Genomic DNA, 25,236 nt, shown 5'->3' with positions numbered 1-25,236 from the left:
GGTACTGCACACTGGAGTGTGTGGGAGAGTAGGTCGCCGCCGGACACTATTTGGTAGAGAGGGTTCAAGCCCGGTCCCTGTGTGGGACCGGGCTTGACCTGTATCCAGAGCACTTATGATCGCGCTGAGCTCAGCGTCATCGCCCTGAGCAGATCGACCTCGTGCTGCTCGACAATGCGAGCGTTCGCCATCAACAAAGCATCGCTTGTGGTCCATTCATTCGGCCGCCCGGAGAACTCTTCGGTGCGGCCTTTTTTGTGTTTCAGGGCGCATTCAATGCCCTGTCGGATCGTGCGCGATCCGCGCTTCGCACCCGTAGCAGCTGCCAGATGGTAGGTGCCGCTGAACGCGGTATCCTGGGATGGCCCTGCGCACGTAATCCAAGGAGAACCAAGAACCTATGCATGACGAGTCCTACGGCGACCGCCCAAGGCCCCCGCGCAACCCGCGCGACCTCCGTCGGTCCAACAGCGAGGATCGCACGCGTTCTCCGGAGATCGACGACGATGTCACCGGCAAAGAGCTGGACCGGGCGGCCCTGCTGCAGCTGCGCACCCTGGACGACACGAACCGCCCCTGGGTGGCCAAGCACCTGGTGATGGCCGGCCGGCTGGTCGACATCGCCCCCGAGCTCGCGTTCCAGCACGCACTCGCCGCCTCCCGCCGCGGCGGACGCCTGGGCATCGTCCGCGAAGCCGTGGGTCTGACCGCCTACGCCGCCGGGGACTTCGCCGAGGCGCTGCGCGAACTGCGCACCTACCGCCGGATCAGCGGAGACCAGACGCACCTGCCGGTCCTGGCCGACTGCGAACGCGGACTTGGCCGCCCCGAGAAGGCCATCGAGCTCTCCCAGTCCGAGGAGGTGGCCGCACTGACCGGCCCGGTGCGCGCCGAGATGGCCATGGTCGTCTCCGGGGCCTACACCGATCTGGGCGACCACGCCTCAGCCGTGACCGCGCTGGAGGTTCCAGAGCTCGACATCAACCGCGCCTTCAGCTTCTCGCCCCGGCTCTTCACCGCCTACGCGGCAGTCCTCGAGGCCGTGGGTCGCGAGGAGGAGGCCCAGCGCTGGCGCGAGCAGGCCTTCGCCGCGGAACGCGCCCTGGGCTCCGGAGCCTTCGAGGATCCCGAGATCCTCGACTTCGACGATGAGCCTGCCGATCTGCCCAAGGTCAAGGACGTCCTGGGCCGTTCCAAGGGTCGCGATCAGGGCCGGGACCAGGACCGCCGACGCGGAGGACGTGGATGACTCCGAGTCTCCTGGACTCCTATGACGGAGTGCTCTTCGATCTCGACGGAGTGCTCTACGCCGGACCTCACGCGATCCCCGGGGCCGCACAGGCGGTGGAACAGCTGGTGAGTCGGGGCGTGCCTCGCGGATACGTCACCAACAACGCCTCCCGCTCCGCGGAACAGGTCGCCACCCATCTCAACGAGCTGGGCATCCCTGCGCTGACCCATGAGGTCTTCGGCTCTGCCCCTGCAGGGATCGCCCTCCTCAGTGCTGCCCTGGAGCCAGGCGCGAGTGTGCTGGTCACCGGCAGCCGGTACCTGCGCACCCTGGTTCAGGAGGCTGGATTCAGCCTCGCCGAGTCTGCGGCGGATCATCCTGCCGCGGTCATCCAGGGCTTTGATCCCATGCTGGGCTGGGCCGAGCTCGCGGAGGCCGCCTACGCAGTGAACAACGGCGCGCAGTGGTTCGCCACCAACCTGGACCTCAGCATTCCCCGTGAGCGTGGGATCGCCCCCGGCAATGGCGCCCTGGTCGAGGCCGTGGGACGCGCCACCGGACAGACTCCCACCGCGGCCGGTAAACCGGAGCCCGTGATGTTCACCCAGGCGGCCGACTCGCTGAAGATGCAGCGACCCCTGGTGATCGGAGACCGGCTCGACACCGACGTCCTCGGAGGCAACCGGGCCGGCTTCGACACCGCGCTGGTGCTGACCGGAATCGACACCGCGGCCGCGGCCGAGCAGGCCCGGGACTCGATGCGGCCCGATTGGATCCTGACGGAGCTCCGGCAGCTCTTCGACGGGTCACACCGGTCGCTGCAGGAACCCGCCGGGACATGACTGTGCCGCACCAGCAGCCGGAGCACGACCAGCAGCCGCACGACCAGCAGCAGAGTCCCGAGGAGCCCACGCTGAGCCTCGAGGAGCTCGAGACCGAGATCGCCCAGGCGGAGGCCCTGGTCCAGGACCTGAACCAGCGGCTCAAGCAGACCGCGGAGGACCGCCGATGAGTGATGCACTCCGGCTGGACAAGGCCATGGTCGCTCGAGGGCTGGTCCCCAGCCGCACTCGCGCCGGAGCACTGATCGCCCAGGGACAGGTCACCGTGGACGGAGCCGTCATCCACAAGGCCTCCACCCCGGTGAGGGCCCACCAGCCCATCGTGGTCGCGCAGCAAGACCCGTGGGTCAGCCGCTCGGCCCATAAGCTCGACGGCGTCCTCACCGCCTCCCCGGAGATCGGCGTGCGGGACCGACGCTGTCTCGACGCCGGGGCCTCGACCGGCGGCTTCACCCAGGTGCTGCTCGAGCGCGGAGCCCGCGAGGTGGTCGCCGTCGACGTCGGGCACGACCAGCTGCACCCTCAGCTCGCCGCAGACCCCCGGGTGCGCAACCACGAGGGTCTGAACCTGCGCCGGCTCCGACCGGGGGACCTGGGGGAGCCCTTCGAGCTGATCGTTGCAGACCTCTCCTTCATCTCGCTGCGCCTGGTGATTCCCGCCCTCGCCGCACAGGCCGCCGAGGGAGCGGACCTGCTGCTCATGGTGAAGCCGCAGTTCGAGATCGGCCGCGAGCGGCTGGGCCGCACTGGGGTGGTCTCGAGCCCGCTGCTGCGCCGTGAGGCCGTCGAGGGAGTGCTCACCGCGGCGCAGGCCCAGCAGCTTCAGCTGATCGAGATCCACCGCTCCGGCCTGCCAGGACAGGACGGAAACGTCGAGTTCTTCCTGCACCTGCGCCGGGGCGAACATGCGGGGCCCGCCTCCGCCGAGGCGCAGCGGCTCAGGAGCGATAGGCTGGGCTCGGTCGAGTTCGACTGAAGGAGGCTCCATGACCAGAGAGATCCTGCTGCTCGCTCACACGGGTCGGCGCGACGCCGTGGAGGCGGCGGTCACCGTTGCCGAGCGGCTGCACCGCGCCGGACTGCGCCCCGTGATGATGGAGCGGGACATCGCCTCCTTGAACCATGTCATCGGAGACCGGCTGCGCGAAGTGCCGCTAGCCGTGGCCGAACGCGAGGTCGCCCTGGCGGACTGCGAGGTCGGCATGGTGCTCGGCGGGGACGGGTCCATCCTGCGCGCCGCAGACCTGGTCCGCGGATCCGGGCTGCCGCTGATGGGCGTCAACCTCGGCCACGTCGGCTTCCTCGCCGAATCCGAACGCACCGAACTCGACGCCTCCGTGCAGTGGGTGGTGGACCAGAACTACACCGTGGAGCGCCGGATGGCGCTGGATGTGCAGGTCTGGCACGCCGGACGCCACGTGGGCAGCAGCTGGGCGCTCAACGAGGCCAGCATCGAGAAACAGTCCCGTGAACGCATGATCGATCTCATCATCGAGATCGACGGCAGGCCAGTCTCCGCCTTCGGCTGCGACGGGGTGGTCATGGCCACTCCCACCGGCTCCACCGCCTACGCCTTCTCCGCCGGCGGGCCGGTGGTCTGGCCCGAGGTCCAGGCCCTGGTGATGGTGCCGATCTCCGCCCACGCGCTGTTCGCCCGCCCGCTGGTGACCGATCCCGACTCCATCATGGCCGTGGAGGTCCTGCAGCGCGAGGACGAACAAGGCGTGCTCTGGTGCGACGGCCGCCGCTTCATGGAGCTGCCCCCAGGCTCCCGGGTGGAGGTCACCCGCTCCGCCGAACCGGTGCTGCTGGCCAGGGTGCACCAGACCCCCTTCTCCGAACGCCTCGTCGACAAGTTCAACCTGCCCACCAGCGGCTGGCGCGGACCCGTGGACCCGGCCAACCAGGTCGAGACCCCCGACGCGTTCCACCGCGGAGAGGTGGCGAAGCGGTGATCGACTACGTCACCATCCGCGACCTCGGCGTGATCGAACACGCCGAGCTCCCACTCGACGCCGGGCTCAACGTGGTCACCGGTGAGACCGGCGCCGGCAAGACCATGGTGGTCACCGCGCTGGGACTGCTGCTCGGGGCTCGCGCCGAGGCCGCCGCCATCCGATCCGGCGCCCCGCAGGCCGTGGTGGACGCCGGGATCACCGTGCCGGCCACACACCGCTGCGTGGGACTCGCCCGCGAGGCCGGCGCCTGGCTGGAGACCCCCGAAGCCACCGCCCACGCCGAGCAGGCAGCCGACGGCGCAGGCACAGCCAGGGCCGCAGGCACAGTCGGCGACACAGATCCCGCAGACGCGGCCGATCAGACCCCTGCAGACCAGTCAGACGCGGTGGATCCGACCCTTGCGGATCAGCCGGGGGAGGTCGAGATCCTGCTCGGGCGCACGCTCAGCGCCAAGGGTCGCAGCCGGGCCAGCGTGAGCGGACGCAATGTGCCCATCGCGCTGCTCGGGGAGATCGGCAGCTCACTGGTCACGGTGCACGGCCAGAGCGACCAGCTGCGGCTGCGCTCCGCCGCCGCCCAGCGCCGTGCCCTGGACCGCTACGCCGGACCCGAATTCGCTGCGCGGCTCGCCGAGTACAAGCAGAGCTTCACCGGCTACCAGGTGAAGGTCGCCGAGCTCGAGGAGATCACCACCAACGAGCGTGAACGACGCCGGGAGGCCGAGCAGCTCCAGCTCGCCCTGGAACAGATCGACGCGGTGGAGCCGCTGCCCGGGGAGGATCATGAGCTGAAGACCGAGTCGCTGAAGCTGGAGAACGTCGAGGGCCTGCGCGAGGCCGCCCGGTCCGCCCAGCTGGCACTCTCCGGTCCCGATGCCGCCGAGGCGCTGGATGACGTGCCCCACGCGGTGGCACTGGTCGAATCCGCCGCCACCTCCCTGGCCGCGGTGCGCGACCAGGACCAGGAGCTCGGCGAGATCGCCGAACAGATCTCCTCGGTCTCCAGCCTGCTCAACGACGCCGCCTCCGAACTGGGCATCTACGCCGCGCACCTGGATGAATCCGGTCCGGAACGCCTCGCCGCGGTCCACCAGCGCAGAGCCGACCTTGAACGACTGATCCGGCTCTACGGACCCGACATCGACGCCGTGCTGCTCTGGGCCCAGGAAGCCCGCGCCCGGCTGCACAATCTGCAGTCCGACTCCGACCGGATCGAAGAGCTCAGCGCCGAGCTCGAGGAGCTGCAGGGGCGGCTGTGGACCGAGGCCGGAGAGCTGCGTCGTCGTCGGACCGAGGCCGGAGAGCGGCTCGGAGCCGCCGTCGGCGAAGAGCTCGCGGCGCTGGCCATGCCTCGGGCCCGGATGGTCCTGGAGGTCACCGAGACCGCCGAGCTGGGACCCGAGGGCGCGGACACCGTCGCGATGCTCCTGGCCCCGCACCCGGGCGCCGATCCGCTGCCGCTGGGCAAGGGCGCCTCCGGAGGTGAGCTCTCCCGGGTGATGCTGGCCCTGGAGGTGGTCCTCGCCGAGGGCTCCGAGACCGAGACCTTCATCTTCGACGAGGTCGACGCTGGGGTGGGCGGCAAGGCGGCCGTACAGATCGGACGCCGGCTCGCGATGCTCGCCAAGCACCGCCAGGTCATCGTGGTCACCCACCTGCCGCAGGTCGCGGCCTACGCGCAGAACCATATCCGGGTCTTCAAATCCTCGGTGCGCGATGATTCAGCCTCCGGAGGCTTCACCGCCTCCGACGTCACCGCCCTGGACGAGGAGCAGCGGGTCAGCGAACTGGCCCGGATGCTGGCAGGACAGGAAGACTCCGAATCGGCCCGCGCCCACGCCCGGGAGCTGATCAGCGCAGCCGCTGCGCCCTAGCTCACGTCCGTGGCACTACATTCAGCCCCCGTTCACTGTTAGGATCGAACTCCGTGGTGCAGAGAAACAGTTCCAGGAACCAGACCAGCCTCCCTACTAGTCGACAGATCTTTGTCACAGGGGGTGTGGTCTCCTCCCTCGGCAAGGGTCTGACCGCCTCCTCCCTGGGGCATCTGCTCCGGGCCCGTGGCCTCTCCGTGGTCATGCAGAAGCTGGATCCCTATCTGAATGTGGATCCCGGCACGATGAACCCGTTCCAGCACGGTGAGGTCTTCGTCACCGAAGACGGCGCCGAGACGGACCTGGACATCGGACACTACGAGCGTTTCCTCGATGAGAATCTCGACGGGCTCAACAACGTGACCACGGGGCAGATCTACTCCACGGTCATCGAGAAGGAACGCCGCGGCGACTATCTCGGCGACACCGTGCAGGTGATCCCGCACATCACCAACGAGATCAAGCGCCGGATGCGACTGCCCGCCGAGGGCAAGGACGCCCCGGATGTGATCATCACCGAGATCGGCGGCACCGTCGGAGACATCGAGTCCCAGCCGTTCCTCGAAGCCGCCCGGCAGGTCCGCCAGGACATCGGTCGGCAGAACGTCTTCTTCCTCCACGTCTCCCTGGTGCCCTACATCGGCCCCAGCCAGGAGCTCAAGACCAAGCCCACCCAGCACTCGGTGGCCGCGCTGCGCTCGATCGGCATCCAGCCCGACGGGATCGTGCTGCGCAGCGACCGCGAGCTGCCCGCCGAGATCCGCGGCAAGATCTCGCGGATGTGCGATGTGGCCGAGGACGCGGTCATCAACTGCGCCGACGCCCCGAGCATCTACGACATCCCTCGGATCCTGCACCGCCAGGCGATGGACGCCTACGTGGTCCAGGCGCTGGATCTGAAGTTCAAGGACGTGGACTGGTCGAAGTGGTCCAAGCTGCTCAACGTGGTGCACAACCCGGACCACGAGATCGAGGTGGCACTGGTCGGCAAGTACATCGACCTGCCCGACGCCTACCTCTCGGTCACCGAGGCGCTGCGCGCCGGCGGCTTCGCGCACAGCACCAAGACCAAGATCCGCTGGGTCGCCTCTGACCTGTGCGCCTCCGAGGAGGGCGCGGCCAAGGCGCTCGACGGCGTGGACGCGATCTGCGTGCCCGGCGGCTTCGGCGTGCGCGGACTCGACGGCAAGATCGGCGCGCTGCGCCATGCCCGGGTGCACGGCATCCCGGCGCTGGGCCTGTGCCTGGGGCTGCAGACCATGGTCATCGAATACGCCCGCAACGTGCTGGGCCTGAGCGAGGCGAGCTCCACCGAGTTCGATCCGCAGACGGCCTACCCGGTGATCGCCACCATGGCCGAGCAGGAGGCCATCGTCGAGGGCGCCGGGGATCTGGGCGGCACCATGCGCCTGGGCTCCTACGAGGCGAAGCTCATCGAGGGCTCCGTGGTCGCCGAGACCTATGGCAGCACCGAGATCACCGAGCGGCACCGGCACCGCTACGAGGTCAACAACACCTACCGCGAGCAGCTCGCCGAGGCGGGGCTGGTCTTCTCCGGCACCTCCCCGGACGGCACGCTCGTGGAGTTCGTGGAGCTGCCCCGGGAGACGCACCCGTACTACGTCTCCACCCAGGCGCACCCCGAGCTGAAATCCCGCCCGACCAACGCGCACCCGCTCTTCGCCGGCCTGATCCGCGCAGGACTGGATCGGCAGCTGGCCCAGGGCGGACGCGGCTAGAGCCATGGCCGACCAGGACGGTTCCGCCGCTCCTGATTCGGCACGGGAACGGCACCTCCGACGACGCGCGGAGGTGCCGTCCTCGTCTGTGGGGGCCGAGATCGAGGACTACCTCACCCACCTGAGGATCGAGCGCGGGTCTGCGGCGAACACGCTCAGGTCCTACCGCAACGACCTGCTGCGCTATGGGGCTTTCCTGCTCGAGCGCGAGATCACCGCGCTGCGCGGAATCGACGAGACCCTGATCGCGGACTTCCTGCAGCGGCTGAGCACCGGCGACGACGGCGGCTCGGCCCTGTCCCAGCGCTCGATGGCCCGAGTGCTGGCCTCGGTGCGCGGAGCACACCGGTATTGGGCGGGGGAGGGCCGGACCACTCACGACCCGGCCAAACACGTCGCCGCACCCAAGCCGCGCCAGTCCCTGCCCAAGGCGCTCAGCGTGGACGAGGTGACCCGCCTGCTCGACGCGCCCAGCCGAGACACCGAGCTGGGCCGCCGGGATCGGGCGCTGCTGGAGTTCCTCTACGCCACCGGCGCGCGGATCACCGAGGCGGTGAGCCTGGACGTCGATGACATCCACGAGATCCGCGCGGCACCGGTCGATGCCGCCGACCCAGGGCCGGGCTCGCCAGCCGCGCCGGGCGGGACGGATGGGTCGGGCGGGACAGATGGGCTGGTGATCGTGCGGGTGACCGGCAAGGGCGATAAGCAGCGGATGGTCCCGGTCGGGCGCTATGCCCAGCAGGCGATCAACGACTATCTCACCGCCGGCCGGCCGGGCCTGGCCGCGCGGATCGGAGGCCGCGCGCCGTCGCCCGGGCTGTTCCTGAACAAACTCGGCGGCAGGCTCTCCCGGCAGTCGGCCTGGACCGTGCTGCAGACCCACGCCGCCGCCGCGGAGATCACCCAGGAGGTCTCCCCGCACACGCTGCGCCATTCCTGCGCCACCCACCTGCTCGAAGGCGGCGCCGGGATCCGACTGGTCCAGGAGATGCTGGGCCACGCCTCGGTGACCACCACGCAGATCTACACGAAGGTCACCGCCGAGGCGCTGCAGGAGAGCTACGCCACCGCCCACCCGCGCGCCCGCTAGACGCGCGCCCGACGAACGGCGTCTGTGGGGCGACAACGGGTGGAATGACGCCTGTTTCGCGCACCGTTCCACCCGTTAGCGCCCCAGGACGGGGGTGCCTCGAGGGGGCTCCTCGAGGCGGTCCCTCAGAGGTGGCGCTCGTCCGGTCCGTTATAGGCGCTCAGCGGACGGATCAGCGCGTTGTTCGCGCGCTGTTCGGCGATATGCGCCGTCCAGCCGGTGATCCGCGCGGCGATGAACAGCGGGGTGAACATCTCGGTGTCGAAGCCCATCAGGTGATAGGTCGGCCCGGCGGGGTAGTCCAGATTCGGCAGGATGTTCTTGGCCTCACCCATCGCGGACTCGAGCCCGTCGTAGAGGCCCATCAGTTCCCCGCGGCCGTAGTACTCCACCATCGCGTCCAGCGCCTGCTTCATGGTCGGCACCCGGGAGTCCCCGGACTTATAGACCCGGTGGCCGAAGCCCATCACCTTGCGCTTCTCCGCAAGCGCCTGCTCCATCCAGGCTTTGGCCCGGGCCGCGGCGTCCTCTCGGGTCTCGGCCGGATCGATGCCGATCTCCTCGAAGGTGTGCATCACCGCCTCGTTGGCGCCGCCATGCAGCGGGCCCTTGAGCGCGCCGATCGCCGCGGTGACCGCCGAGTGCAGGTCCGCCAGGGTGGAGGTCACCACCCGGGCGGTGAAGGTGGAGGCGTTGAAGGAGTGCTCCGCGTAGAGCACCATCGAGACCCGGAAGGCATCGACCACCTCCTCGGGGGCCTCCTCGCCGAAGGTCATCCAGAGGAAGTTCTGTGAATAATCCAGATCCTGGCGCGGCTCGACCAGCTCCAGGCCCCGCCGACGACGCTGGTCATAGGCGACCACGGCCGGGAAGACGGCGAAGAGCTCCTTGGCCTTGGTCAGCTCCGCCTCTGGTGAGGAGTCCTCCGAGAGCGGGTGGTTCGCGCCGAGCACCGAGACCGCGGTGCGCCCGACGTCCATCGGGTGGCAGTCCAGGGGCAGCAGGTCGATCGCGGAGCGGACCCGGGGGTCCAGCGCGCGGTGGGAGCGTTCGAAGTCGAGGAACTCCTGCTTCTCCGCAGAGCTGGGCAGCTCGCCGTTCCAGAGCAGCAGCGCCACCTCCTCGAAGGACAGTGCCGCGGCCAGCTCCTGCACCGGGTAGCCCCGGTAGAGCAGCGAGTTCGATTCCGGGTTCACCTTCGAGACGGCGGTGTGATCTGCGACCACACCGGCCAGTCCCTTATAGATCTGCTCGGTCATGCGTGACCTCCTCGGGTCATTGCGGGGTCTCTAGGTGTTCAGCTCGTGCACGTCAGGGACGTCGAAATTGAAGATCCCGGTGTCGAAGGCGTTGTACCCCTCATAGTCGACCAGATCGTAGAGCCGTGCTCGGGTCATCATCTGATCCACTGCGGCCTCCTGGGAACCTTCAGCGGCCAGGGTGTCCAGCGTGCGTTCGATCGCGCCCATGGCCGAGCGAAGCGAGGTCACCGGATAGATCACCATGGCGACCCCGGTCTCGGCGAGCTGATCGCGGGTGAACAGCGGGGACTTCCCGAACTCGGTCATGTTCGCGAGTACAGGGACATCCACCGCGGCGCAGACCGCGGCGAACTCGCTGAGGTCCTTCATCGCCTCCGGGAAGATCGCGTCGGCTCCGGCGTCGACCAGGGCCTTGGCCCGCTCGATCGCGGCGTCGAGACCTTCGACGGCGCGCAGGTCGGTGCGCGCCATGATCAGGAAGTTCTCATCACGGCGTCCGCGGGCGGCCGCAGCCACCCGCTTGGTGGCGGTCTCCAGGTCCACCAGGTTCTTCCCGTCCAGGTGTCCGCAGCGCTTGGGGTTGAACTGGTCCTCGATATGGCAGCCCGCGAGTCCGGCGTCCTCGAGCTCCTGGACCGAGCGCGCCACGTTCATCGGTTCGCCGAATCCGGTATCGGCGTCGACCAGGGCCGGCAGATTTGTGGCCCGGGCGATCTGCCCGGCCCGCTGGGCGACCTCGCTGAGCGTGGTCAGTCCGATATCGGGCAGGCCCAGCTCGTTGGCCAGGACCGCGCCGGAGATGTAGATCCCGTCGAAGCCCTTCTGTTCGATCAGCGGGGCCGAGAGCGGGGTGAAGGTGCCCGGGAACTGGCGCGCCGCCCCGGGGGTGAGCATGGCGCGCAGATCGATCCGCTTCTGCGCGGGGGTGATGGTGGAATACAGCATGGCTTAGAACAGTCCCTTCGGTGCGGCGTGGAGGTCGATGACCCCGGTGGCCGCGAAGATGTTGAGCTGATCGAGCTGACCGGCCGGGATCGTCTCCAGGCCCTCGGCCGCGCCGAGGAAGCGCTCGATCTCCGCCTCGGCGATCACGCCCTCCGCCAGGGTGCGGAACTTCGCGATGTACTGCTCCCGGGCGAAGGGCCTGGCGCCCAGCGGGTGGGCGTCGGCGACGGCGATCTCATCGGTGATCACCTCGCCGGTGTGCAGCCGGATCTCCACGGACCCGCCGAAGGCCTTCTCCGCGATATCGGTGGAGTGGTACCGCCGGGTCCACTCCGGGTCCTCCTCGGTGGTGACCTTGTGCCAGAGCGCGACGGTGTCTTCGCGCTGGGCGCGCTCCGGGGTGTAGGAGTCCACGTGGTGCCAGGCGCCGTCCTGCAGCGCCACGGTGAAGATATAGGGGATGGAGTGGTCCAGCGTCTCGCGGGAGGCGGTGGGATCGTACTTCTGCGGGTCGTTCGCTCCGGAGCCGATCACGTAGTGGGTGTGATGGCTGGTGCGGATCAGCACCGAGTCCACCTGCGCAGGGTCGGTGACCTGCGGGTGGGCGTGATGCAGCCGGCGAGCCAGATCGATCCAGGCCTGCGCCTGGTACTCCGCGGAGTGCTCCTTGGTATAGGTGTCCAGGATCGCGCGCTTGGACTCTCCGCGCTCGGGCAGCGGGACCTCGTAGGAGGCCTCCGGGCCGTCGAGCAGCCAGGCGATGACTCCGTCTTCGCCTTCGTAGATCGGTACCGGGGAGGTCTGCCCGCGCATCGCGCGGTCCACGGATTCCACGGCCATCTTCGCCGCAAAGGCCGGCGCGTGGGCCTTCCAGGTGGAGATCTCGCCCTTGCGGGACTGCCGGGTCGCGGTGGTGGTGTGCAGCGCCTGGCCCACGGCCTGGAAGATCGTCTCGGCGTCGAGATCGAGCAGGGTGCCGATGCCGGCCGCGGCGGAGGGTCCGAGGTGCGCCACATGGTCGATCTTGTGCTTGTGCAGCGAGATCGCCTTGACTAGGTCCACCTGGATCTCGTAGCCGGTGGCGATGCCGCGGATCAGCTCCGGACCGGAGGCTCCGGTGTGCTGGGCCGCGGCCAGCACGGCGGGGATGTTGTCCCCGGGGTGGGAGTACTCGGCGGCCAGGAAGGTGTCGTGATAATCCAGCTCGCGGACCGCGACACCGTTGGCCCAGGCGGCCCACTCGGGGCTGGTCTTCGTCTCGATGCCGAAGATGGAGGCACCGGAACCGTTGGCGGAGACCGAATGGTCCAGCGCCTGGGCGCGCGCGGCGATGATCGGGGCCCGGTTCAGCGAGGCCACCGCCACCGAGGCATTGTCGATGATCCGGTTGATCACCATCTCGGTGACCTCCGCATCCACCTCCACAGGGTCGACGGCGACCTGGGCGATCTTCCAGGCGAGCTGGTCGGCCCGGGGAAGGTTCTCGTCGCTGCGGTAGACCCGTACGTTATGCGTGATCATGCTGGTGGTTCCTCTCGATTCGGTGTCAGGCGTCGGTGCTGCTGTGTTGTGCGGTGGCGTGTTGGGCGGTCTGGTGCTGGGGTGTCTCGTGCTGAGCGGTCTCGTGCTGGGCGGTGATGTAGGCGAGGCTGCGGCGCAGATGGATCAGCATCGCGGCGCCAGCGGTCTCGGGGTCCCCGGAGGCGATGGCGGCGCACACCTCGCGGTGCTCCCGGGCCGAGGCCGCCAGCCGTTCCGGTGCGTGCTGAGACAGCCTGCGGGCCCGGACCAGGTGAGCGCGCATGCTGCGCAGGGCCAGACTCAGGTAGGGATTGGCCACCGCCTCGGAGACCGCCTCGTCCAGCTCTTCGGTGAGCGCGTAGTAGCGCTCGTCAGCCTGGGCCGGATCCCGCTCGCGCTGCCGCGCGCGAAGCGTCTGCTCCGCGGCGGTGAAGCGGTCCGCGAGCGCGGTGAACCGAGCCGGGTCTCCGCGTTCTGCCGCGAGCCGCGCCGACTGGACCTCCAGCGGAAGCCGGAGCTCGAAGAGCAGGTCCACGTCTGCCACCGAGATCGAGCTGACCACCGTGCCGCGCCCTCGGGTCTGGCTGGCGAGGCCGTCGGCGATCAGCCGGGACAGCGCCTCACGCAGCGGGGTGCGAGAGAGGCCGAGCCGCTCGGCCTGCTCGACCTCGCCGAGCAGGGACCCCGGGGTCAGCACCCCGTCGAGGATCTCCTGACGCAGGGTGTCGTAGGCACGATCACTGGCACGCATCCCTTCATTGTATACAGCGATGCGGACTCCAGACAGTGATCCGGGTGAAAATCCGGTGAACGCGAGAGAACTGTATACATAGGTCTTTACCTTCTGTGAGGCAGGTCATACCCTTGGAGGTGTCACGCCTCCCCGTCGATGAGCAGGAGCATTCCCATGACCGGTCCGTCCTATCGCGAGCTGCACGCCCGATCGCTGGCCGAGCGCGAGGAGTTCTGGCTCGACGCCGCCGACCAGATCCACTGGGACCGCGCCCCGGAGCGCGCGCTGGATGACTCCGCGGCGCCGATCTACCGCTGGTTCCCCGACGCGAGGCTGAATCTGAGCTACAACTGCCTGGACCGCCACGTGGAGGCCGGACGCGGGGACCAGACCGCGCTGATCTATGACTCCGCCGTGACCGGGACCGTGCACCGCTACAGCTACGCGGAGCTCACCGCCGAGGTGGCCCAGTGTGCCGGGATGCTCACCGAGCTCGGCGTGGGCGCCGGGGACCGAGTCATCATCTACCTGCCGATGATCCCGCAGGCCCCCATCGCGATGCTCGCCTGTGCCCGGATCGGCGCGGTGCACTCGGTGGTCTTCGGCGGGTTCGCCGCCAAGGAACTCGCCTCCCGCATCGACGACGCCTCGCCGGATGTGCTGCTCACCGCCACCGGAGGCATCGAGCCCACCCGGAAGGTCGAGTACCTGCCCACCGTGGCCGAGGCGCTGCGCCTGGCCACACACCGGGTCCGCCACGTGGTGGTCCAGGAGCGCGAGGGCTTCGTCCACGGCCTGCAGGAGTTCGCCTCGGGTTCCGCTGATGCCTCAGATGCCCCAGGTTCCGCAGCTCCCGCAGATTCAGCGGCAGACCAGGCGAGCGCGGCGAGCACGGAGAGTGCGGATCGTACCGCGGCATGGCACGACTGGGCCGCGCGCTCCGCCCAGGCGCAGCCCGCCGCCCCCGTCACGGTGCGCGCCACGGACCCGCTCTACATCCTCTACACCTCCGGGACCACCGGCCGACCCAAGGGTGTGGTCCGGGACCAGGGCGGCACCGCCGTCGCGCTGAGCTGGTCGATGCAGGCGATCTACGACGTCGGCCCGGGGGAGACCATGTTCACCGCCTCCGACGTCGGGTGGGTGGTCGGGCATTCCTTCATCGTCTACGGGCCGCTGCTGGTCGGGGCGACCACGGTGCTCTACGAGGGCAAACCGGTGGGCACCCCGGACGCCGGCGCGTTCTGGAGGATGATCCAGCAGCACCGGGTCACCGCGCTGTTCACCGCTCCCACGGCGCTGCGCGCGATCCGCAAGACCGACCCGGAGGCCGCGCTGGTCGCCGACTACGACATCTCCTCGCTGCGGCACCTCTACGCCGCCGGGGAACGGTTGGACCCGGTCACCCAGCGCTGGATCACCGAGGCCCTGCAGGTCCCGGTGATCGACAACTGGTGGCAGACCGAGACCGGCTGGCCGATCGCGGCCAACCCGGTGGGGATCGAGGCGCTCGCGGTCAAGGAGGGCTCGGCCACCCTGCCGATGGCCGGCTACGACGTGGTGATCCTCGACGCCACCGGCGAGGAGCTGCCACCGGGGGAGGAGGGCAACATCGCGCTGCGGCTGCCGATGCCCCCGGGCACCCTGCCCACGCTCTGGGGTGATGACCAGCGCTATATCGACTCCTACCTGGCGGCGTTCCCCGGGTTCTACGCCACCGGGGACTCCGGCTACCTGGATTCCGAGGGCTACCTCTTCGTGATGGGGCGCACCGATGACGTGATCAACGTGGCCGGGCATCGGCTCTCGGCCGGAGCGATAGAAGCCGTGGTCGCCTCCCACCCGGCGGTCGCCGAATGCGCCGTGATCGGGCTGCAGGATGAGCTCAAGGGCCAGCGCGCCTCTGGCTTCGTGGTGCTCAAGTCCGGACGCACCGATGATCCGAAGACGCTGCAGGCCGAGCTGACCGCCCTGGTGCGCCGGGACATCGGTCCGGTGGCCGATTTCAAGACGGTCGCGGTGGTCGCCGCGCTGCCGAAGACCCGCTCCGGCAAGATTCTGCGCAAGACCATGCGACAGATCGCCGACGGCGAGCAGGCCCGGGTGCCCTCCACCATCGAGGACGCCTCGGTGCTCGATGATCTGATCCCGGTGCTGCGGCCCCGGCGGTAGGCTTGTCGGCGGCGCGTGACCGCGCGCCGGGAGAGTCTCCGCAGCCTGGGCGCCGTGGAGGTGTCACGCGCAGCTGTTCACCGGCTGACGCAGAGGGAGAGCGATGGACCTGGCGCTGTTGGCGGTGGAGCTGCTGGGCACCTTCGCCTTCGCGGTCTCCGGGGCGCTGCTCGCCGCCCGCAAGGGCTTCGACGTCGTGGGTTCGCTGCTGCTGGCCTCCATGGCCGGACTCGGCGGCGGGGTCACCCGGGACATCATCATCGGCCAGGGACCCCCGGCCGCCTTCCTGCAGCCGATCTACCTGGCCCCGGTGCTCCTCGCGGTGATCCTGGTGCTCACCGGGCTGCTCCACGAGACCCGGCTGCGCCGGACGCTGCTGGTCTTCGACGCCGTCGGCCTCTCGCTGTTCTGCCTCACCGGAACGGTGATCGCGTTCAACGCCGGGCTCAACGAGATCGCCTGCGTGCTGCTGGGGGTGACCACCGCGGTCGGCGGCGGCGCGATGCGCGACGTGGTGGCCAATGAGACCCCGCAGATCTTCAACCCGCGCGGGGTCTACGCCGTGCCGGCCATGTTCGGAGCCGGGCTCATGGTGATCGTGCTCAGCTACGAGCTGCCGCTGATCTGGGCCGGACTGGTGGTCTCCAGCCTGGTCTTCACGCTGCGGATGATCTCGCTCAGGCGCGGCTGGCGGGTGCCGCTGGCCGGACGCCGCTCCGGAGGCGGCGCGGCCTGAGCGCCTGACCCGGCGTCTGCCCGAAGGCCTGTCCCGCGGCGTGTCCCGACGCCTGAGCCGGCCGTGCGGTGAACCTTCGAGTGCTACTTCGCCCGCGCATCTTGCCTGGCTCAGGACACGGGGTAACCTGGATAAGTTGTTGTCCGCAGGAGGAAGATGAGGGATCACGTGAGCGAGCCGGGTGCCCGGATGGGCGAAACGCCTGACCGGGAGGTCAACGCGTCGCAGGCCGACCAGCCGACCGAACTCTTCACCATCTACGGCGACGCGATCATGGGCCCCACCGGTCGGCCGAAGCATGACTTCGCCGAGCCCGCCCCGCTGAGCAGCCATGGGCCCGCGCGCGTCATCGCGATGGTCAACCAGAAGGGCGGAGTCGGCAAGACCACCTCCGCGATCAACCTGGGCGCCGCGCTGGCCGAATACGGCCGCCGCGTGCTGATGGTGGACTTCGACCCGCAGGGCGCACTCTCCGCCGGCTTCGGCACCAGCCCGCATGAGCTGGAGACGACGGTCTACAACGTGCTCATGGAGCGCGAGGTCAAGACCCGCGACGCGATCGTGTCCACCCACGTGGAGAACATCGACCTGCTCCCGGCCAACATTGACCTCTCCGCCGCCGAGGTGCAGCTGGTCAACGAGGTGGCCCGCGAACAGGTCCTGGATCGTGCGCTGCGCCAGGTCCGCAACGACTACGACGTCATCATCATCGACTGCCAGCCCTCGCTGGGTCTGCTCACCGTCAACGCGCTGACCGCCGCCCACGGCGTGGTCATCCCGCTGGAGGCCGAGTACTTCGCGCTGCGCGCCGTGGCGCTGCTGGTGGACACCATCGAGAAGGTCCAGGACCGGCTGAACCCGGACCTGGAGATCGACGGCGTGGTGGTCACCATGGTGGACCTGCGCACCCTGCATGCCCGGGAGGTCATCGCCAGGATCGTCGAGGCCTTCGGCGAGAAGGTCTTCGAGACCGTCATCAAACGCTCGGTGAAGTTCCCCGACGCCACCGTGGCCGCGGAGCCGATCACCGCCTACGCGCATAAGCACGAGGGCGCCAAGGCCTACCGGCAGCTGGCCCGCGAGCTGATCCTTCGAGGTGGATCGCCCTAGTGGCGCAGCCGGCAGCGGGCGCCGCGGCGCGTCCAGATGCCGACGCAGCCGGGGGCCTGGAGCAGCTCGGGACCGATTCCCGGCGCGATTCCCCCGGATTCACCGTCTCCCTGACGAACTTCGACGGCCCCTTCGATTTGCTGCTGGGCCTGATCGCCAAGCGCGAGATGGACGTCACCGCGGTGGCGCTCGCCGCGGTGACCGACGAGTTCATCGGCTATGTGCGCGGTCTCTCACACCATCAGGCGCTGGATGAGTCCTCGAACTTCATCCTGATCGCCGCCACGCTGCTGGACCTCAAGGCGGCCCAGCTGCTGCCCGGCGGGGAGGTCGAGTCCCAGGAGGACATCGCCGCCCTGGAGGCCCGCGACCTGCTCTTCGCCCGCCTGCTGCAGTACCGGGCGTTCAAACACATCGCCGGACACATCGCCGAGCAGATCCGGGCGCACTCGGACCGCTTCCCACGCCGGCCCGGGACCCACCCCGAGCTGGCCCAGCTGCTCCCGGAGCTGGTCTTCAAGACCACCCCGGAGGACCTGAAGACCATCGCCGAGCGCGCCTTCGCCCGTCCGGCCCTGGAGCCGGACCATATCCGGTTCGAGCACCTGCACTCCCAGACGGTGGACATCCGGGCCGAGATGGCGGTGATGACCGCGCTGCTGCGCGAGGCCGGGGCGGCCAGCTTCACCGAGCTGATCCGCGAGTCCGAGAGCCGGCTCGTCGTCGTCGTGCGGTTCCTGGGGCTGCTGGAGCTCTACCGCGACCGCGACGTCGAGTTCGAACAGGACGCGCCGCTGGGCGAGCTGCGCGTCCTGTGGTCCGGGCCCGCCAGCGGTGAGATCGCCGCGCTGGACCGGGCGGCCGCAGAATGGGCCGAGCCGGAGCCCGCGACGCCCCCGAGACCAGCCCCCGAGACGGAGGACGCCGATCATGGCTGAGCCGATCAGCGAGGACCTGCTCGCCGCCGCGGAGGCGGTGCTGATGATCACCGAGGACCCGGTCACCGCCGGGGAGCTGGCCCAGGTGCTCGAGATCCCCGAACACCAGGTCGTCGCGGTGCTCGACGCGCTCCGACTGGACCTCGACGGGATCAGCGAGGGCTCCCGGCGGCGCGGCTATGAGCTGCGCGAGATCGCCGGGGGATACCGGTACTACTCCCGCGCCGAGCACGCCGATCAGGTCTCCGCCTTCGTCCTCGGCGGAGCCACCACCCGGCTCTCCCAGGCCGCGCTCGAGACCCTGGCCGTGATCGCCTACCGGCAGCCGGTGGCCCGCTCCCAGGTCGCCGCGATCCGCGGGGTCAATGTCGACGGGGTGGTGCGCACTCTGGTCACCCGCGGCCTGGTGGACACCGCCGGGACCGATCCGCTCACCGGAGCGACCCTGTATATCACCACCGCTGACCTGCTGGAACGCCTCGGGATCAACTCCGTGCAGGAGCTTCCCCAGCTCTCCCCACACCTGCCCGGCATCGAAGCCGCCGAGGAGCTGGGCCCGCAGGGCTGAGTGGCCGAACCGATTGGACACTCCCCATAGAATGGAGACCATGAATTCTTCGGGCCCAGACCGCCGCGCGCGCGAGGCGCAGCGGCGGGAGCCACGCGCTGCCACGGCAGCCCGCACCCCGAAGGCCGGTCAGTCCGGGGGACCGTTCTCCTCCGAGGACCCGCAGCGGATGATCTCCACCGGTCCCAGCCGGGCCAAGCCCCGCCGCGACGAGGCCGAGGAGAACTTCACCGCGGTCCACGACCCCGAAGGCGTCCGGCTGCAGAAGGTCCTGGCCCAGGCCGGCGTCGCCTCCCGGCGGGTCTGCGAGGCCCTGATCTCCGAGGGTCGGGTCGCGGTGGACGGCAAGGTCATCATCGAACCGGGCATCCGCGTGCAGCCCGAGGACGTGACCATCCACGTCGACGGCGTGCGGATCCAGCTCAGCGTCGAACACCAGTACGTGATGTTCAACAAGCCCACCGGCGTGGTCACCACCATGTCCGACCCGCACGGCCGCCCCTGCATCAACGACTACCTCACCGAGGAGATGCAGGCCGCCCGGCTCTTCCACGTCGGACGGCTCGACGCCGAGACCGAGGGCCTGCTGCTGCTGACCAACGACGGCGAGCTGGCCAATAGGCTCACCCACCCCTCCTACGAGGTGCCCAAGACCTACGTAGTCGAGGTCGCCGGACCGGTGTACAAGGAGGTCGGCAAGAAGCTGCGCGCCGGGATCGAGCTGGAGGACGGGCCCATCGCGGTGGACGACTACCGGCAGCTGGGCAGCGACGGCCGACGCACCATGATCCAGGTGACCCTGCACTCCGGACGCAACCGGATCGTGCGCCGGATCTTCGATCACGTCGGGCACCCGGTGCTGCGCCTGGTGCGCACCGCGCTGGGCGAGATCACGATCGGCAACCAGCAGCAGGGCACCGTGCGCCCGCTGGGCCGGCTCGAGCTCGGCCACCTGCTCGAGCTGACCAGCCGCGACACCGGCGGCAGCGATGGCAGCAATGACTCCAGCAGCAGCGACACCGGGGACGGCCCGCGATGAACCTGCTCACCGCCACACCGGCCAGTGTGCGCCAGACTCCCACGGTGCTGATCCGTGGCACCGGTCTGCTCGGCACCAGCATCGGGCTCGGCCTGCGCGCGGACGGGCATCAGGTGCTGCTCTCGGACCCCTCGGCCACCGCCCAGGCCATCGCTGCCGACATCGGCGCCGGGATCATCCAGGAGCAGGCCCCTGAGGGGAGCGACCCGGAGATCGTCATCGTCGCCGCGCCCCCGGAGGCCACCGCTGCCGAGGTCGCCGCCGCCCTGATCCGGTTCCCCGAGGCCGTCGTGCTCGACATCGCCTCCACCAAGTCCGAGATCCTCAGCCTGCTGCTGGACCGCACCCGGGAGGATTCCGGCTCGCTGACCCGGGCCGATCTGAGCCGTTATGTCGGCACCCACCCGATGGCGGGCCGGGAGAAGTCCGGACCCGTGGCCGCCCGCGGCGAGCTCTTCACCTCCATGCCCTGGGTGATCTGCCCCGCGGTGGACCCGGATACCGGAGACCAGCTCTCCGCCCCCGAGGCCGTGGAATGGGCCGGTGAGGTCGGACGCCGGCTCGGCGCCACGGTGCACCAGATGGACCCTGCCCGGCATGACGAATCCGTGGCCCTGATCTCTCACCTGCCGCAGATCGCCGCCTCCCTGGTGGCCTCCCGGCTGCAGGATGCGCCGGTCTCGGCGCTCGCACTGGCCGGCAACGGGCTGCGCGACGTCACCCGGATCGCGGCCTCCGACCCAGGGCTGTGGGTGCAGATCCTCTCCTCCAACGCCCGGCCGGTGGTGGAGATCCTCTACGGACTCCGCGCCGACATGGAACGCCTGATCAACACCCTGGAAGCTCCGCGGGCCCCAGGCGGGCAGGCCGACATCGCCCAGCTGATCGCCGAGGGCAACTCCGGGGTCACCCGGGTGCCCGGCAAGCACGGCGCCCCGCCGCAGTCCTTCGCGGTGCTCACCGTGATCGTCGACGACAAGCCCGGACAGATCGCCGCGGTGCTCAATGATGTGGCCACCGTCGGGGTCAACGTCGAAGACCTGCGCATGGAGCACTCCGCCGGCCACCAGGTCGGCATGGTCGAGCTCTCCGTGCTGCCTGGCCGGCGCGATGAGCTCGCCGAGGCCATGACGGAATTTGGATGGAAGGTAGTGCTCTCGTGAATTCAAGACAGCGCCTGATCATTGCAGTGGACGGACCCTCGGGGTCCGGGAAGTCCAGCGTCTGCCGTGCGGTGGCCAGCCAGCTCGGTGCGGCCTACCTGGACACCGGGGCGATGTACCGCGCCGCCACCTGGTACGCCCTGTCCCAGGGGATCGACCTGGCCGACGAGCGAGCGGTGGCCGTGGCCGTGGGGGAGCTGCCGCTGACCATCTCCACCGACCCCGAGCACCAGACCATCACCGTCGGGCAGAGCGACGTCACCGCGGCGATCCGCGAGACCCGGATCTCCGAGCGGGTCTCCGAGATCGCGACCAACCGCGCGGCCCGTGCGCTGCTGATCGCGGCCCAGCGCCGGATCATCGACGACTCCGGCTTCATCGTGGCCGAGGGTCGTGACATCACCACCGTGGTGGCCCCCGACGCGCAGGTGCGCGTGCTGCTCACCGCCTCCGCCGAGGCCCGGCTGCGTCGCCGCGGCCTGCAGCTGGGCGGCACCGAGACCGCCGAGGCGCTGCACCGCCAGGTGATCGCCCGCGACGCCCGGGATTCCACCGCATCGAACTTCACCGAGGCGGCCGACGGCGTCGCCGTGCTGGACTCCTCGGACCTGACCTTTCAGGAGACCATCGACGCGCTGATCCAGCGCGTGGAACAGGCCTCCGCCGAACCACTCTCGATCCCATCTGCAGGAGCATCCCGTGGCGAATCACGCTGAGAACAACACCTCCGAGTCCCCGGAATACATTCCGGCCGTCGAGGACGACCGGTTGGCCGAACGGCTGGCCTCCATCACCGAGGAGGAGGCCGAGGCGCGCGCCGTCGCGCTGCGCGCCGGACTCTCCGACTATGAGCTGGCCGAGGAAGACGCCGCGGTCCTGGACTACGACGAGGACGACGAGGACTACGAGCCCTACGTCGCGGCCCCGCCGGCCCTGGCCGTGATCGGGCGCCCCAACGTGGGCAAGTCCACGCTGGTCAACCGGATCACCCGCTCCAAGGAGGCCGTGGTCGAAGACGTGCCCGGCGTGACCCGCGACCGGGTCTCCTATGACGCGGAGTGGAACGGCAAGGACTTCACCCTGGTCGACACCGGCGGCTGGGAGCAGGACGCCCGCGGAATGCACAAGCGAGTCGCCGAACAGGCCGAGATGGCCGTGGACGAGGCCGACGCCGTGATCTTCGTGGTCGACGGGCTCGTCGGGGCCACCGCCGTGGACGAAGCCGTGGTGCGGATGCTGCGGCGCAAGAAGAAGCCGGTGCTTCTGGTCGCCAATAAGGTCGACGCTCCCTCACACATGAGCGAGGTCTACGCGCTCTGGAACCTCGGACTCGGCGAGCCCTACCCGGTCTCGGCGCTGCACGGCACCGGCACCGGTGACCTGCTCGACGCCGCCGTGAAGGCCCTGCCGGAGTTCGCCGAGCATGGCGGGATGATCCCCACCGGCGGTCCGCGCCGCGTGGCGCTGGTGGGACGGCCCAATGTGGGCAAGTCCTCGCTGTTGAACAAGCTGGCAGGCTCCGAGCGCGTGGTCGTGGACTCCGTGGCCGGCACCACCATGGACCCGGTGGATGAGTTCATCGAACTCGGCGGAGAGACCTGGCGCTTCGTGGACACCGCCGGCATCCGGCGTCGTCAGCACATGGCCTCAGGCTCCGAGTACTACGCGATGCTGCGCACCCAGCGCGCGCTGGACAAGGCCGAGGTCGCGGTGGTGCTGCTCTCGGTGGAGGAGCCGGTCTCCGAGCAGGATGTGCGCATCATCCAGATGGCCGTGGACTCCGGCCGCGCCCTGGTGGTGGCCTACAACAAATGGGACCTGATGGACGAGGAGCGCCGCTACTACCTCGAACGTGAGGTCACCCGAGACCTGGCGCATATCGCCTGGGCCCCGCGGGTCAACGTGTCCGCGCTGACCGGATGGCATAAGGACAAGCTCGCCCCGGCGCTGGACACCGCGCTGACCAGCTGGGGCCGACGCATCTCCACCGGACGGCTCAACGCCTTCCTCGGTGAACTGGTCGCGGCCCATCCGCACCCGGTCCGCGGCGGCAAGCAGCCCCGGATCCTCTTCGCCACCCAGCCCTCCACGAAGCCCCCGCGCTTCGTGCTCTTCACCACCGGCTTCCTGGATCCGGGCTACCGGCGCTACATCACCCGTCGGCTGCGTGAGACCTTCGACTTCACCGGCTCACCGATCGAGGTGTCCATGCGCGTGCGCGAGAAGCGCAAGCGCAAGTAGGCCACAGGGTTTCGCAAGCCTAGCCTGCGGGACGCATCGGTCCTAGGACGAGGTCGCCCGCTGCTGGATCATTCAGTGTTGCTGGAGCAGTCAGTAGAGGGCGGCCTCGATGTCACGGGTGATGCTGGCGATCGCGTTCCAGTCCGATCCCTCGGACATGATGCTCATGACGTAGCGGCCCTGTGGGTGTCGCACGATCGCGGTGTCGTTGAAGTAGCCATCGATGAAGCCCACCTTGTTCAGCACCGCTCCGGTGCTGCCGGCGGCGATGCCCTCGCGGAAGATGTTGGACTCCAGCGCGCCCAGCAGGCGCGACCGGCTGGCTTCGCTGATGCCCAGCGCACCGGACTCCAGCCGGGTCATGAACGCGGTGAGGTCGTTGACGGAGGTGCGAGCATAGGCCGGGATGAAGTCCGTGGCCGGGCCGCCGGTCTCCGCGGCGATGTCACGCAGCGCTTCCCAGCCGAGCTCCTCGCGGAAGACATCCGCGCAGGGATTGTCGCTGACCGAGATCATATCGGCGAAGCAGGTGGCGCGATCGCGACCGCCGTCGATCGGGTCATCCCAGTCCATCTCGCCTGATTCGACCCGATCAAGGATCCCGTACGCGACGAAGACCTTATAGGTGCTGGCGCTGACCCGGGATTCTCCGCCTGCGGTGGAACCGGTGCGGCCCTCGCCGCCGAGCTCTGCCACGCTGATCGAGATGTCGCCAGGGTAGTGGGCGGCGAGCTGCTCCAGGTAGTCGTCGAGATCACCGGTGAAGCTGGGGGCATCGGTGGGAGCCTCGGGCCGGACCGGCTCGGACTCATCGGGGGAGGGTTCTTCGGCGGAGGGCGTGCTCGGGCTGGAACCCTCTTCGCCAGCATCCTCCTCGGCGGTGTCTGCTTCTTCGGTATCGTCAGGGGCGGGCTCGGCGGGCGTGCTCCCATCCGTCGGTGCCTCAGCCTCGGCGTCGTCCTCGGGCTCCTCGCTCGACCCGTCCTGATCCTGAGATTCCTCCTGAGCGGCCTGATCCTGCAGGCGCTGCCGCTCGATCTCCGCCTCGGCCTCGGCCTGTTCCGCTGCAAGCCGCGCCTCTTCGGCGGCAAGCTCCGCCTGGTGCTGCTGGTGCGCGGCCTCCAGGGCAGACGCGCCCTCGGCCGCCGCTTCGCGCTGGGACTCCCTGGCGCTCTGCACCTCTGCGGCGAGCGCCGGCAGCGGGGCCGCATCCTCCGTATCCTCCCCGTGCTGGTCTGCATGCTTGGTCGGCTCAGGCTGCTCGGTCTGCTGGGTCTGTTCGGCCTGCCCGGCGGTCTCATGAGCCGGCGCAGGGTGGAAGACGGCAGGGCTGCAGGCGGTCATCAGGAGCGTGGCAGTGACAAGCCCGAGGGCTCGGTGCCCGAGGCGGCGTCGAGTGGGACTGCCTCCCTGGGCACGGCGGGGAAGGTGTTCGCGGGGAAGCATGAGGCCGATCGTATCCACGCATCATCGTCTGATCTGGGATTTCCGTGGTGGTCCTCGGGTCACGGTTCGGCAACCGGCGCAGCGAGCCCGGGCCGTGACCGAGTCCGTGACCGAGTCCGTGACCCAGTTCAGGTCGCGCGGAACGGCGATGCTGCGCGGTGTGCCGAGGCTTGTTCTCGCTGGTGCGCCGTCAGTCGCAGCAGCCTCTTCGTGCCGGTGTCGAAGAAGGCCAGCTGGGTCTCTGCGATCACGCACCGGCTGCCGTCCACCCCGTCGCGGATCTCATAAGCCAGGGTCAGCCCGGCACCCTTGAGCTGGGTCACCCAGACATCGATCTGTGCGGGGACATCTCGATACTCCAGGCTGGCCAGGTAGCGCACCCGGTGTTCGACGACGAGCGCCTGGGCCTCGCGGGGGAGCTCGTTGAACAGCGGCGCCAGCGGTTCCCCCACGGGGCTGCCGGTATGCGCCGGTGCTCCGAAGGCGCGGATGCGCGCCTCTTCGAGGAGCCGCAGCACCTCGACATTGTTGATGTGGCCATAGGCGTCCATATCGCCCCAGCGCAGCGGCACCTGGGTGCGCAGCCGCGGGCCGGTGTCATCGAGAGCAGGCGCGGTCATGCCCG

Annotated in this window: 23 protein-coding genes; 17 read left to right on the top strand and 6 right to left on the bottom strand. The window is 69.4% G+C overall.

Annotated features, from left to right (window positions below; translation table 11 throughout):
* The first annotated feature begins 400 nt into the window (after window positions 1-400).
* Genes I2487_RS06190 through I2487_RS06155 form a run of 8 tightly spaced genes read left to right on the top strand, consistent with a single transcriptional unit; the run spans window position 401 to window position 8,737 of the window.
* On the top strand, window positions 401-1,249 hold the full coding sequence (locus tag I2487_RS06190) for a tetratricopeptide repeat protein (RefSeq protein WP_207171079.1): 849 nt from the start codon (window positions 401-403) through the stop codon (window positions 1,247-1,249).
* Window positions 1,246-2,073 carry an HAD-IIA family hydrolase gene (locus tag I2487_RS06185; RefSeq protein ID WP_207171080.1) on the top strand — a complete coding sequence of 276 codons (828 nt, stop codon included), beginning with the start codon at window positions 1,246-1,248 and terminating at the stop codon, window positions 2,071-2,073. The genes I2487_RS06190 and I2487_RS06185 overlap by 4 nt, the downstream gene beginning before the upstream one ends.
* Window positions 2,070-2,243 (top strand): hypothetical protein, encoded by a 174-nt coding sequence (locus tag I2487_RS06180; protein WP_207171081.1) that lies wholly within the window; start codon window positions 2,070-2,072, stop codon window positions 2,241-2,243. The genes I2487_RS06185 and I2487_RS06180 overlap by 4 nt, the downstream gene beginning before the upstream one ends.
* Complete coding sequence (locus I2487_RS06175) at window positions 2,240-3,049, top strand: TlyA family RNA methyltransferase (protein WP_207171082.1); 810 nt, start codon at window positions 2,240-2,242, stop codon at window positions 3,047-3,049. The genes I2487_RS06180 and I2487_RS06175 overlap by 4 nt, the downstream gene beginning before the upstream one ends.
* Window positions 3,050-3,059: 10 nt before the next feature.
* The gene (locus tag I2487_RS06170; protein ID WP_207171083.1) at window positions 3,060-4,028 is read left to right on the top strand and encodes an NAD kinase; all 969 of its coding nucleotides are present in this window, start codon (window positions 3,060-3,062) and stop codon (window positions 4,026-4,028) included.
* The gene (locus I2487_RS06165; RefSeq protein WP_207171084.1) at window positions 4,025-5,905 is read left to right on the top strand and encodes a DNA repair protein RecN; all 1,881 of its coding nucleotides are present in this window, start codon (window positions 4,025-4,027) and stop codon (window positions 5,903-5,905) included. The genes I2487_RS06170 and I2487_RS06165 overlap by 4 nt, the downstream gene beginning before the upstream one ends.
* A 35-nt stretch (window positions 5,906-5,940) precedes the next feature.
* Complete coding sequence (gene pyrG, locus I2487_RS06160) at window positions 5,941-7,644, top strand: CTP synthase (RefSeq protein ID WP_207171153.1); 1,704 nt, start codon at window positions 5,941-5,943, stop codon at window positions 7,642-7,644.
* A 4-nt stretch (window positions 7,645-7,648) separates the two neighbouring features.
* On the top strand, window positions 7,649-8,737 hold the full coding sequence (locus tag I2487_RS06155) for a site-specific tyrosine recombinase (RefSeq protein ID WP_207171085.1): 1,089 nt from the start codon (window positions 7,649-7,651) through the stop codon (window positions 8,735-8,737).
* Between the two features lie 125 nt (window positions 8,738-8,862).
* Here the strand turns inward: I2487_RS06155 and I2487_RS06150 are convergent, their stop codons facing one another.
* The 4 genes from I2487_RS06150 to I2487_RS06135 are packed head-to-tail and all read right to left on the bottom strand — an operon-like array spanning window position 8,863 to window position 13,216.
* Entirely contained in the window at window positions 8,863-9,996 is a 1,134-nt protein-coding gene (locus I2487_RS06150) for a bifunctional 2-methylcitrate synthase/citrate synthase (protein WP_207171086.1), read from the bottom strand.
* Between the two features lie 30 nt (window positions 9,997-10,026).
* Window positions 10,027-10,944 (bottom strand): methylisocitrate lyase, encoded by a 918-nt coding sequence (gene prpB / locus I2487_RS06145; RefSeq protein WP_207171087.1) that lies wholly within the window; start codon window positions 10,942-10,944, stop codon window positions 10,027-10,029.
* A 3-nt stretch (window positions 10,945-10,947) separates the two neighbouring features.
* The gene (locus tag I2487_RS06140) at window positions 10,948-12,465 is read right to left on the bottom strand and encodes an MmgE/PrpD family protein (protein ID WP_207171088.1); all 1,518 of its coding nucleotides are present in this window, start codon (window positions 12,463-12,465) and stop codon (window positions 10,948-10,950) included.
* A 25-nt stretch (window positions 12,466-12,490) separates the two neighbouring features.
* Entirely contained in the window at window positions 12,491-13,216 is a 726-nt protein-coding gene (locus I2487_RS06135; RefSeq protein ID WP_207171089.1) for a GntR family transcriptional regulator, read from the bottom strand.
* Window positions 13,217-13,372: 156 nt separating this feature from the next.
* On the opposite strand from I2487_RS06135, the gene I2487_RS06130 reads away from it, so the two are divergent.
* From I2487_RS06130 to der, 9 genes are all read left to right on the top strand, one after another.
* A complete protein-coding gene (locus I2487_RS06130; protein WP_207171090.1) occupies window positions 13,373-15,370 on the top strand; it encodes an AMP-binding protein in 1,998 nt (665 codons plus the stop codon).
* A 103-nt stretch (window positions 15,371-15,473) separates the two neighbouring features.
* Window positions 15,474-16,106: a trimeric intracellular cation channel family protein gene (locus tag I2487_RS06125; RefSeq protein ID WP_207171091.1), complete on the top strand. Its 633-nt coding sequence runs from the start codon at window positions 15,474-15,476 to the stop codon at window positions 16,104-16,106.
* 273 nt (window positions 16,107-16,379) lie between these two features.
* Window positions 16,380-17,216: a ParA family protein gene (locus I2487_RS06120; RefSeq protein WP_243832257.1), complete on the top strand. Its 837-nt coding sequence runs from the start codon at window positions 16,380-16,382 to the stop codon at window positions 17,214-17,216.
* The gene (locus tag I2487_RS06115) at window positions 17,216-18,154 is read left to right on the top strand and encodes a segregation and condensation protein A (protein ID WP_345941345.1); all 939 of its coding nucleotides are present in this window, start codon (window positions 17,216-17,218) and stop codon (window positions 18,152-18,154) included. Before I2487_RS06120 ends, I2487_RS06115 begins: the two co-directional genes overlap by 1 nt.
* Complete coding sequence (scpB, locus tag I2487_RS06110) at window positions 18,147-18,722, top strand: SMC-Scp complex subunit ScpB (protein ID WP_207171092.1); 576 nt, start codon at window positions 18,147-18,149, stop codon at window positions 18,720-18,722. Before I2487_RS06115 ends, scpB begins: the two co-directional genes overlap by 8 nt.
* A 40-nt stretch (window positions 18,723-18,762) precedes the next feature.
* The gene (locus I2487_RS06105) at window positions 18,763-19,761 is read left to right on the top strand and encodes a pseudouridine synthase (RefSeq protein WP_255545991.1); all 999 of its coding nucleotides are present in this window, start codon (window positions 18,763-18,765) and stop codon (window positions 19,759-19,761) included.
* Entirely contained in the window at window positions 19,758-20,924 is a 1,167-nt protein-coding gene (locus I2487_RS06100; protein WP_207171094.1) for a prephenate dehydrogenase, read from the top strand. Before I2487_RS06105 ends, I2487_RS06100 begins: the two co-directional genes overlap by 4 nt.
* Window positions 20,903-21,640 carry a (d)CMP kinase gene (cmk, locus tag I2487_RS06095; RefSeq protein ID WP_207171095.1) on the top strand — a complete coding sequence of 246 codons (738 nt, stop codon included), beginning with the start codon at window positions 20,903-20,905 and terminating at the stop codon, window positions 21,638-21,640. The genes I2487_RS06100 and cmk overlap by 22 nt, the downstream gene beginning before the upstream one ends.
* A gap of 28 nt (window positions 21,641-21,668) precedes the next feature.
* Window positions 21,669-23,165 carry a ribosome biogenesis GTPase Der gene (der, locus tag I2487_RS06090; RefSeq protein WP_345941346.1) on the top strand — a complete coding sequence of 499 codons (1,497 nt, stop codon included), beginning with the start codon at window positions 21,669-21,671 and terminating at the stop codon, window positions 23,163-23,165.
* A gap of 90 nt (window positions 23,166-23,255) precedes the next feature.
* Here the strand turns inward: der and I2487_RS06085 are convergent, their stop codons facing one another.
* Together I2487_RS06085 and I2487_RS06080 are read right to left on the bottom strand one after the other, a co-directional pair.
* Window positions 23,256-24,509: a serine hydrolase gene (locus I2487_RS06085; RefSeq protein ID WP_207173020.1), complete on the bottom strand. Its 1,254-nt coding sequence runs from the start codon at window positions 24,507-24,509 to the stop codon at window positions 23,256-23,258.
* Between the two features lie 230 nt (window positions 24,510-24,739).
* A complete protein-coding gene (locus tag I2487_RS06080; protein WP_207171098.1) occupies window positions 24,740-25,231 on the bottom strand; it encodes an acyl-CoA thioesterase in 492 nt (163 codons plus the stop codon).
* Window positions 25,232-25,236 lie beyond the last annotated feature (5 nt).

The sequence above is a fragment of the Nesterenkonia sp. E16_10 genome (assembly GCF_017347085.1).
GTDB lineage: Bacteria > Actinomycetota > Actinomycetes > Actinomycetales > Micrococcaceae > Nesterenkonia.
Note: the sequence above shows the minus strand (reverse complement) of the source record. Positions and strands in the feature narration are given on the sequence as shown.

What these genes read in the sequence shown, in the direction of transcription:
- I2487_RS06190 (WP_207171079.1), top strand. Translation starts at nt 401, where the DNA reads ATGCATGACGAGTCCTACGGCGACCGCCCAAGGCCCCCGCGCAACCCG.
- I2487_RS06185 (WP_207171080.1), top strand. Translation starts at nt 1,246, where the DNA reads ATGACTCCGAGTCTCCTGGACTCCTATGACGGAGTGCTCTTCGATCTC.
- I2487_RS06180 (WP_207171081.1), top strand. Translation starts at nt 2,070, where the DNA reads ATGACTGTGCCGCACCAGCAGCCGGAGCACGACCAGCAGCCGCACGAC.
- I2487_RS06175 (WP_207171082.1), top strand. Translation starts at nt 2,240, where the DNA reads ATGAGTGATGCACTCCGGCTGGACAAGGCCATGGTCGCTCGAGGGCTG.
- I2487_RS06170 (WP_207171083.1), top strand. Translation starts at nt 3,060, where the DNA reads ATGACCAGAGAGATCCTGCTGCTCGCTCACACGGGTCGGCGCGACGCC.
- I2487_RS06155 (WP_207171085.1), top strand. Translation starts at nt 7,649, where the DNA reads ATGGCCGACCAGGACGGTTCCGCCGCTCCTGATTCGGCACGGGAACGG.
- I2487_RS06150 (WP_207171086.1), bottom strand. Translation starts at nt 9,996, where the DNA reads ATGACCGAGCAGATCTATAAGGGACTGGCCGGTGTGGTCGCAGATCAC.
- prpB (WP_207171087.1), bottom strand. Translation starts at nt 10,944, where the DNA reads ATGCTGTATTCCACCATCACCCCCGCGCAGAAGCGGATCGATCTGCGC.
- I2487_RS06140 (WP_207171088.1), bottom strand. Translation starts at nt 12,465, where the DNA reads ATGATCACGCATAACGTACGGGTCTACCGCAGCGACGAGAACCTTCCC.
- I2487_RS06135 (WP_207171089.1), bottom strand. Translation starts at nt 13,216, where the DNA reads ATGCGTGCCAGTGATCGTGCCTACGACACCCTGCGTCAGGAGATCCTC.
- I2487_RS06130 (WP_207171090.1), top strand. Translation starts at nt 13,373, where the DNA reads ATGACCGGTCCGTCCTATCGCGAGCTGCACGCCCGATCGCTGGCCGAG.
- I2487_RS06125 (WP_207171091.1), top strand. Translation starts at nt 15,474, where the DNA reads ATGGACCTGGCGCTGTTGGCGGTGGAGCTGCTGGGCACCTTCGCCTTC.
- I2487_RS06120 (WP_243832257.1), top strand. Translation starts at nt 16,380, where the DNA reads ATGGGCCCCACCGGTCGGCCGAAGCATGACTTCGCCGAGCCCGCCCCG.
- scpB (WP_207171092.1), top strand. Translation starts at nt 18,147, where the DNA reads ATGGCTGAGCCGATCAGCGAGGACCTGCTCGCCGCCGCGGAGGCGGTG.
- I2487_RS06105 (WP_255545991.1), top strand. Translation starts at nt 18,763, where the DNA reads ATGAATTCTTCGGGCCCAGACCGCCGCGCGCGCGAGGCGCAGCGGCGG.
- I2487_RS06100 (WP_207171094.1), top strand. Translation starts at nt 19,758, where the DNA reads ATGAACCTGCTCACCGCCACACCGGCCAGTGTGCGCCAGACTCCCACG.
- cmk (WP_207171095.1), top strand. Translation starts at nt 20,903, where the DNA reads ATGGAAGGTAGTGCTCTCGTGAATTCAAGACAGCGCCTGATCATTGCA.
- I2487_RS06085 (WP_207173020.1), bottom strand. Translation starts at nt 24,509, where the DNA reads ATGACCGCCTGCAGCCCTGCCGTCTTCCACCCTGCGCCGGCTCATGAG.
- I2487_RS06080 (WP_207171098.1), bottom strand. Translation starts at nt 25,231, where the DNA reads ATGACCGCGCCTGCTCTCGATGACACCGGCCCGCGGCTGCGCACCCAG.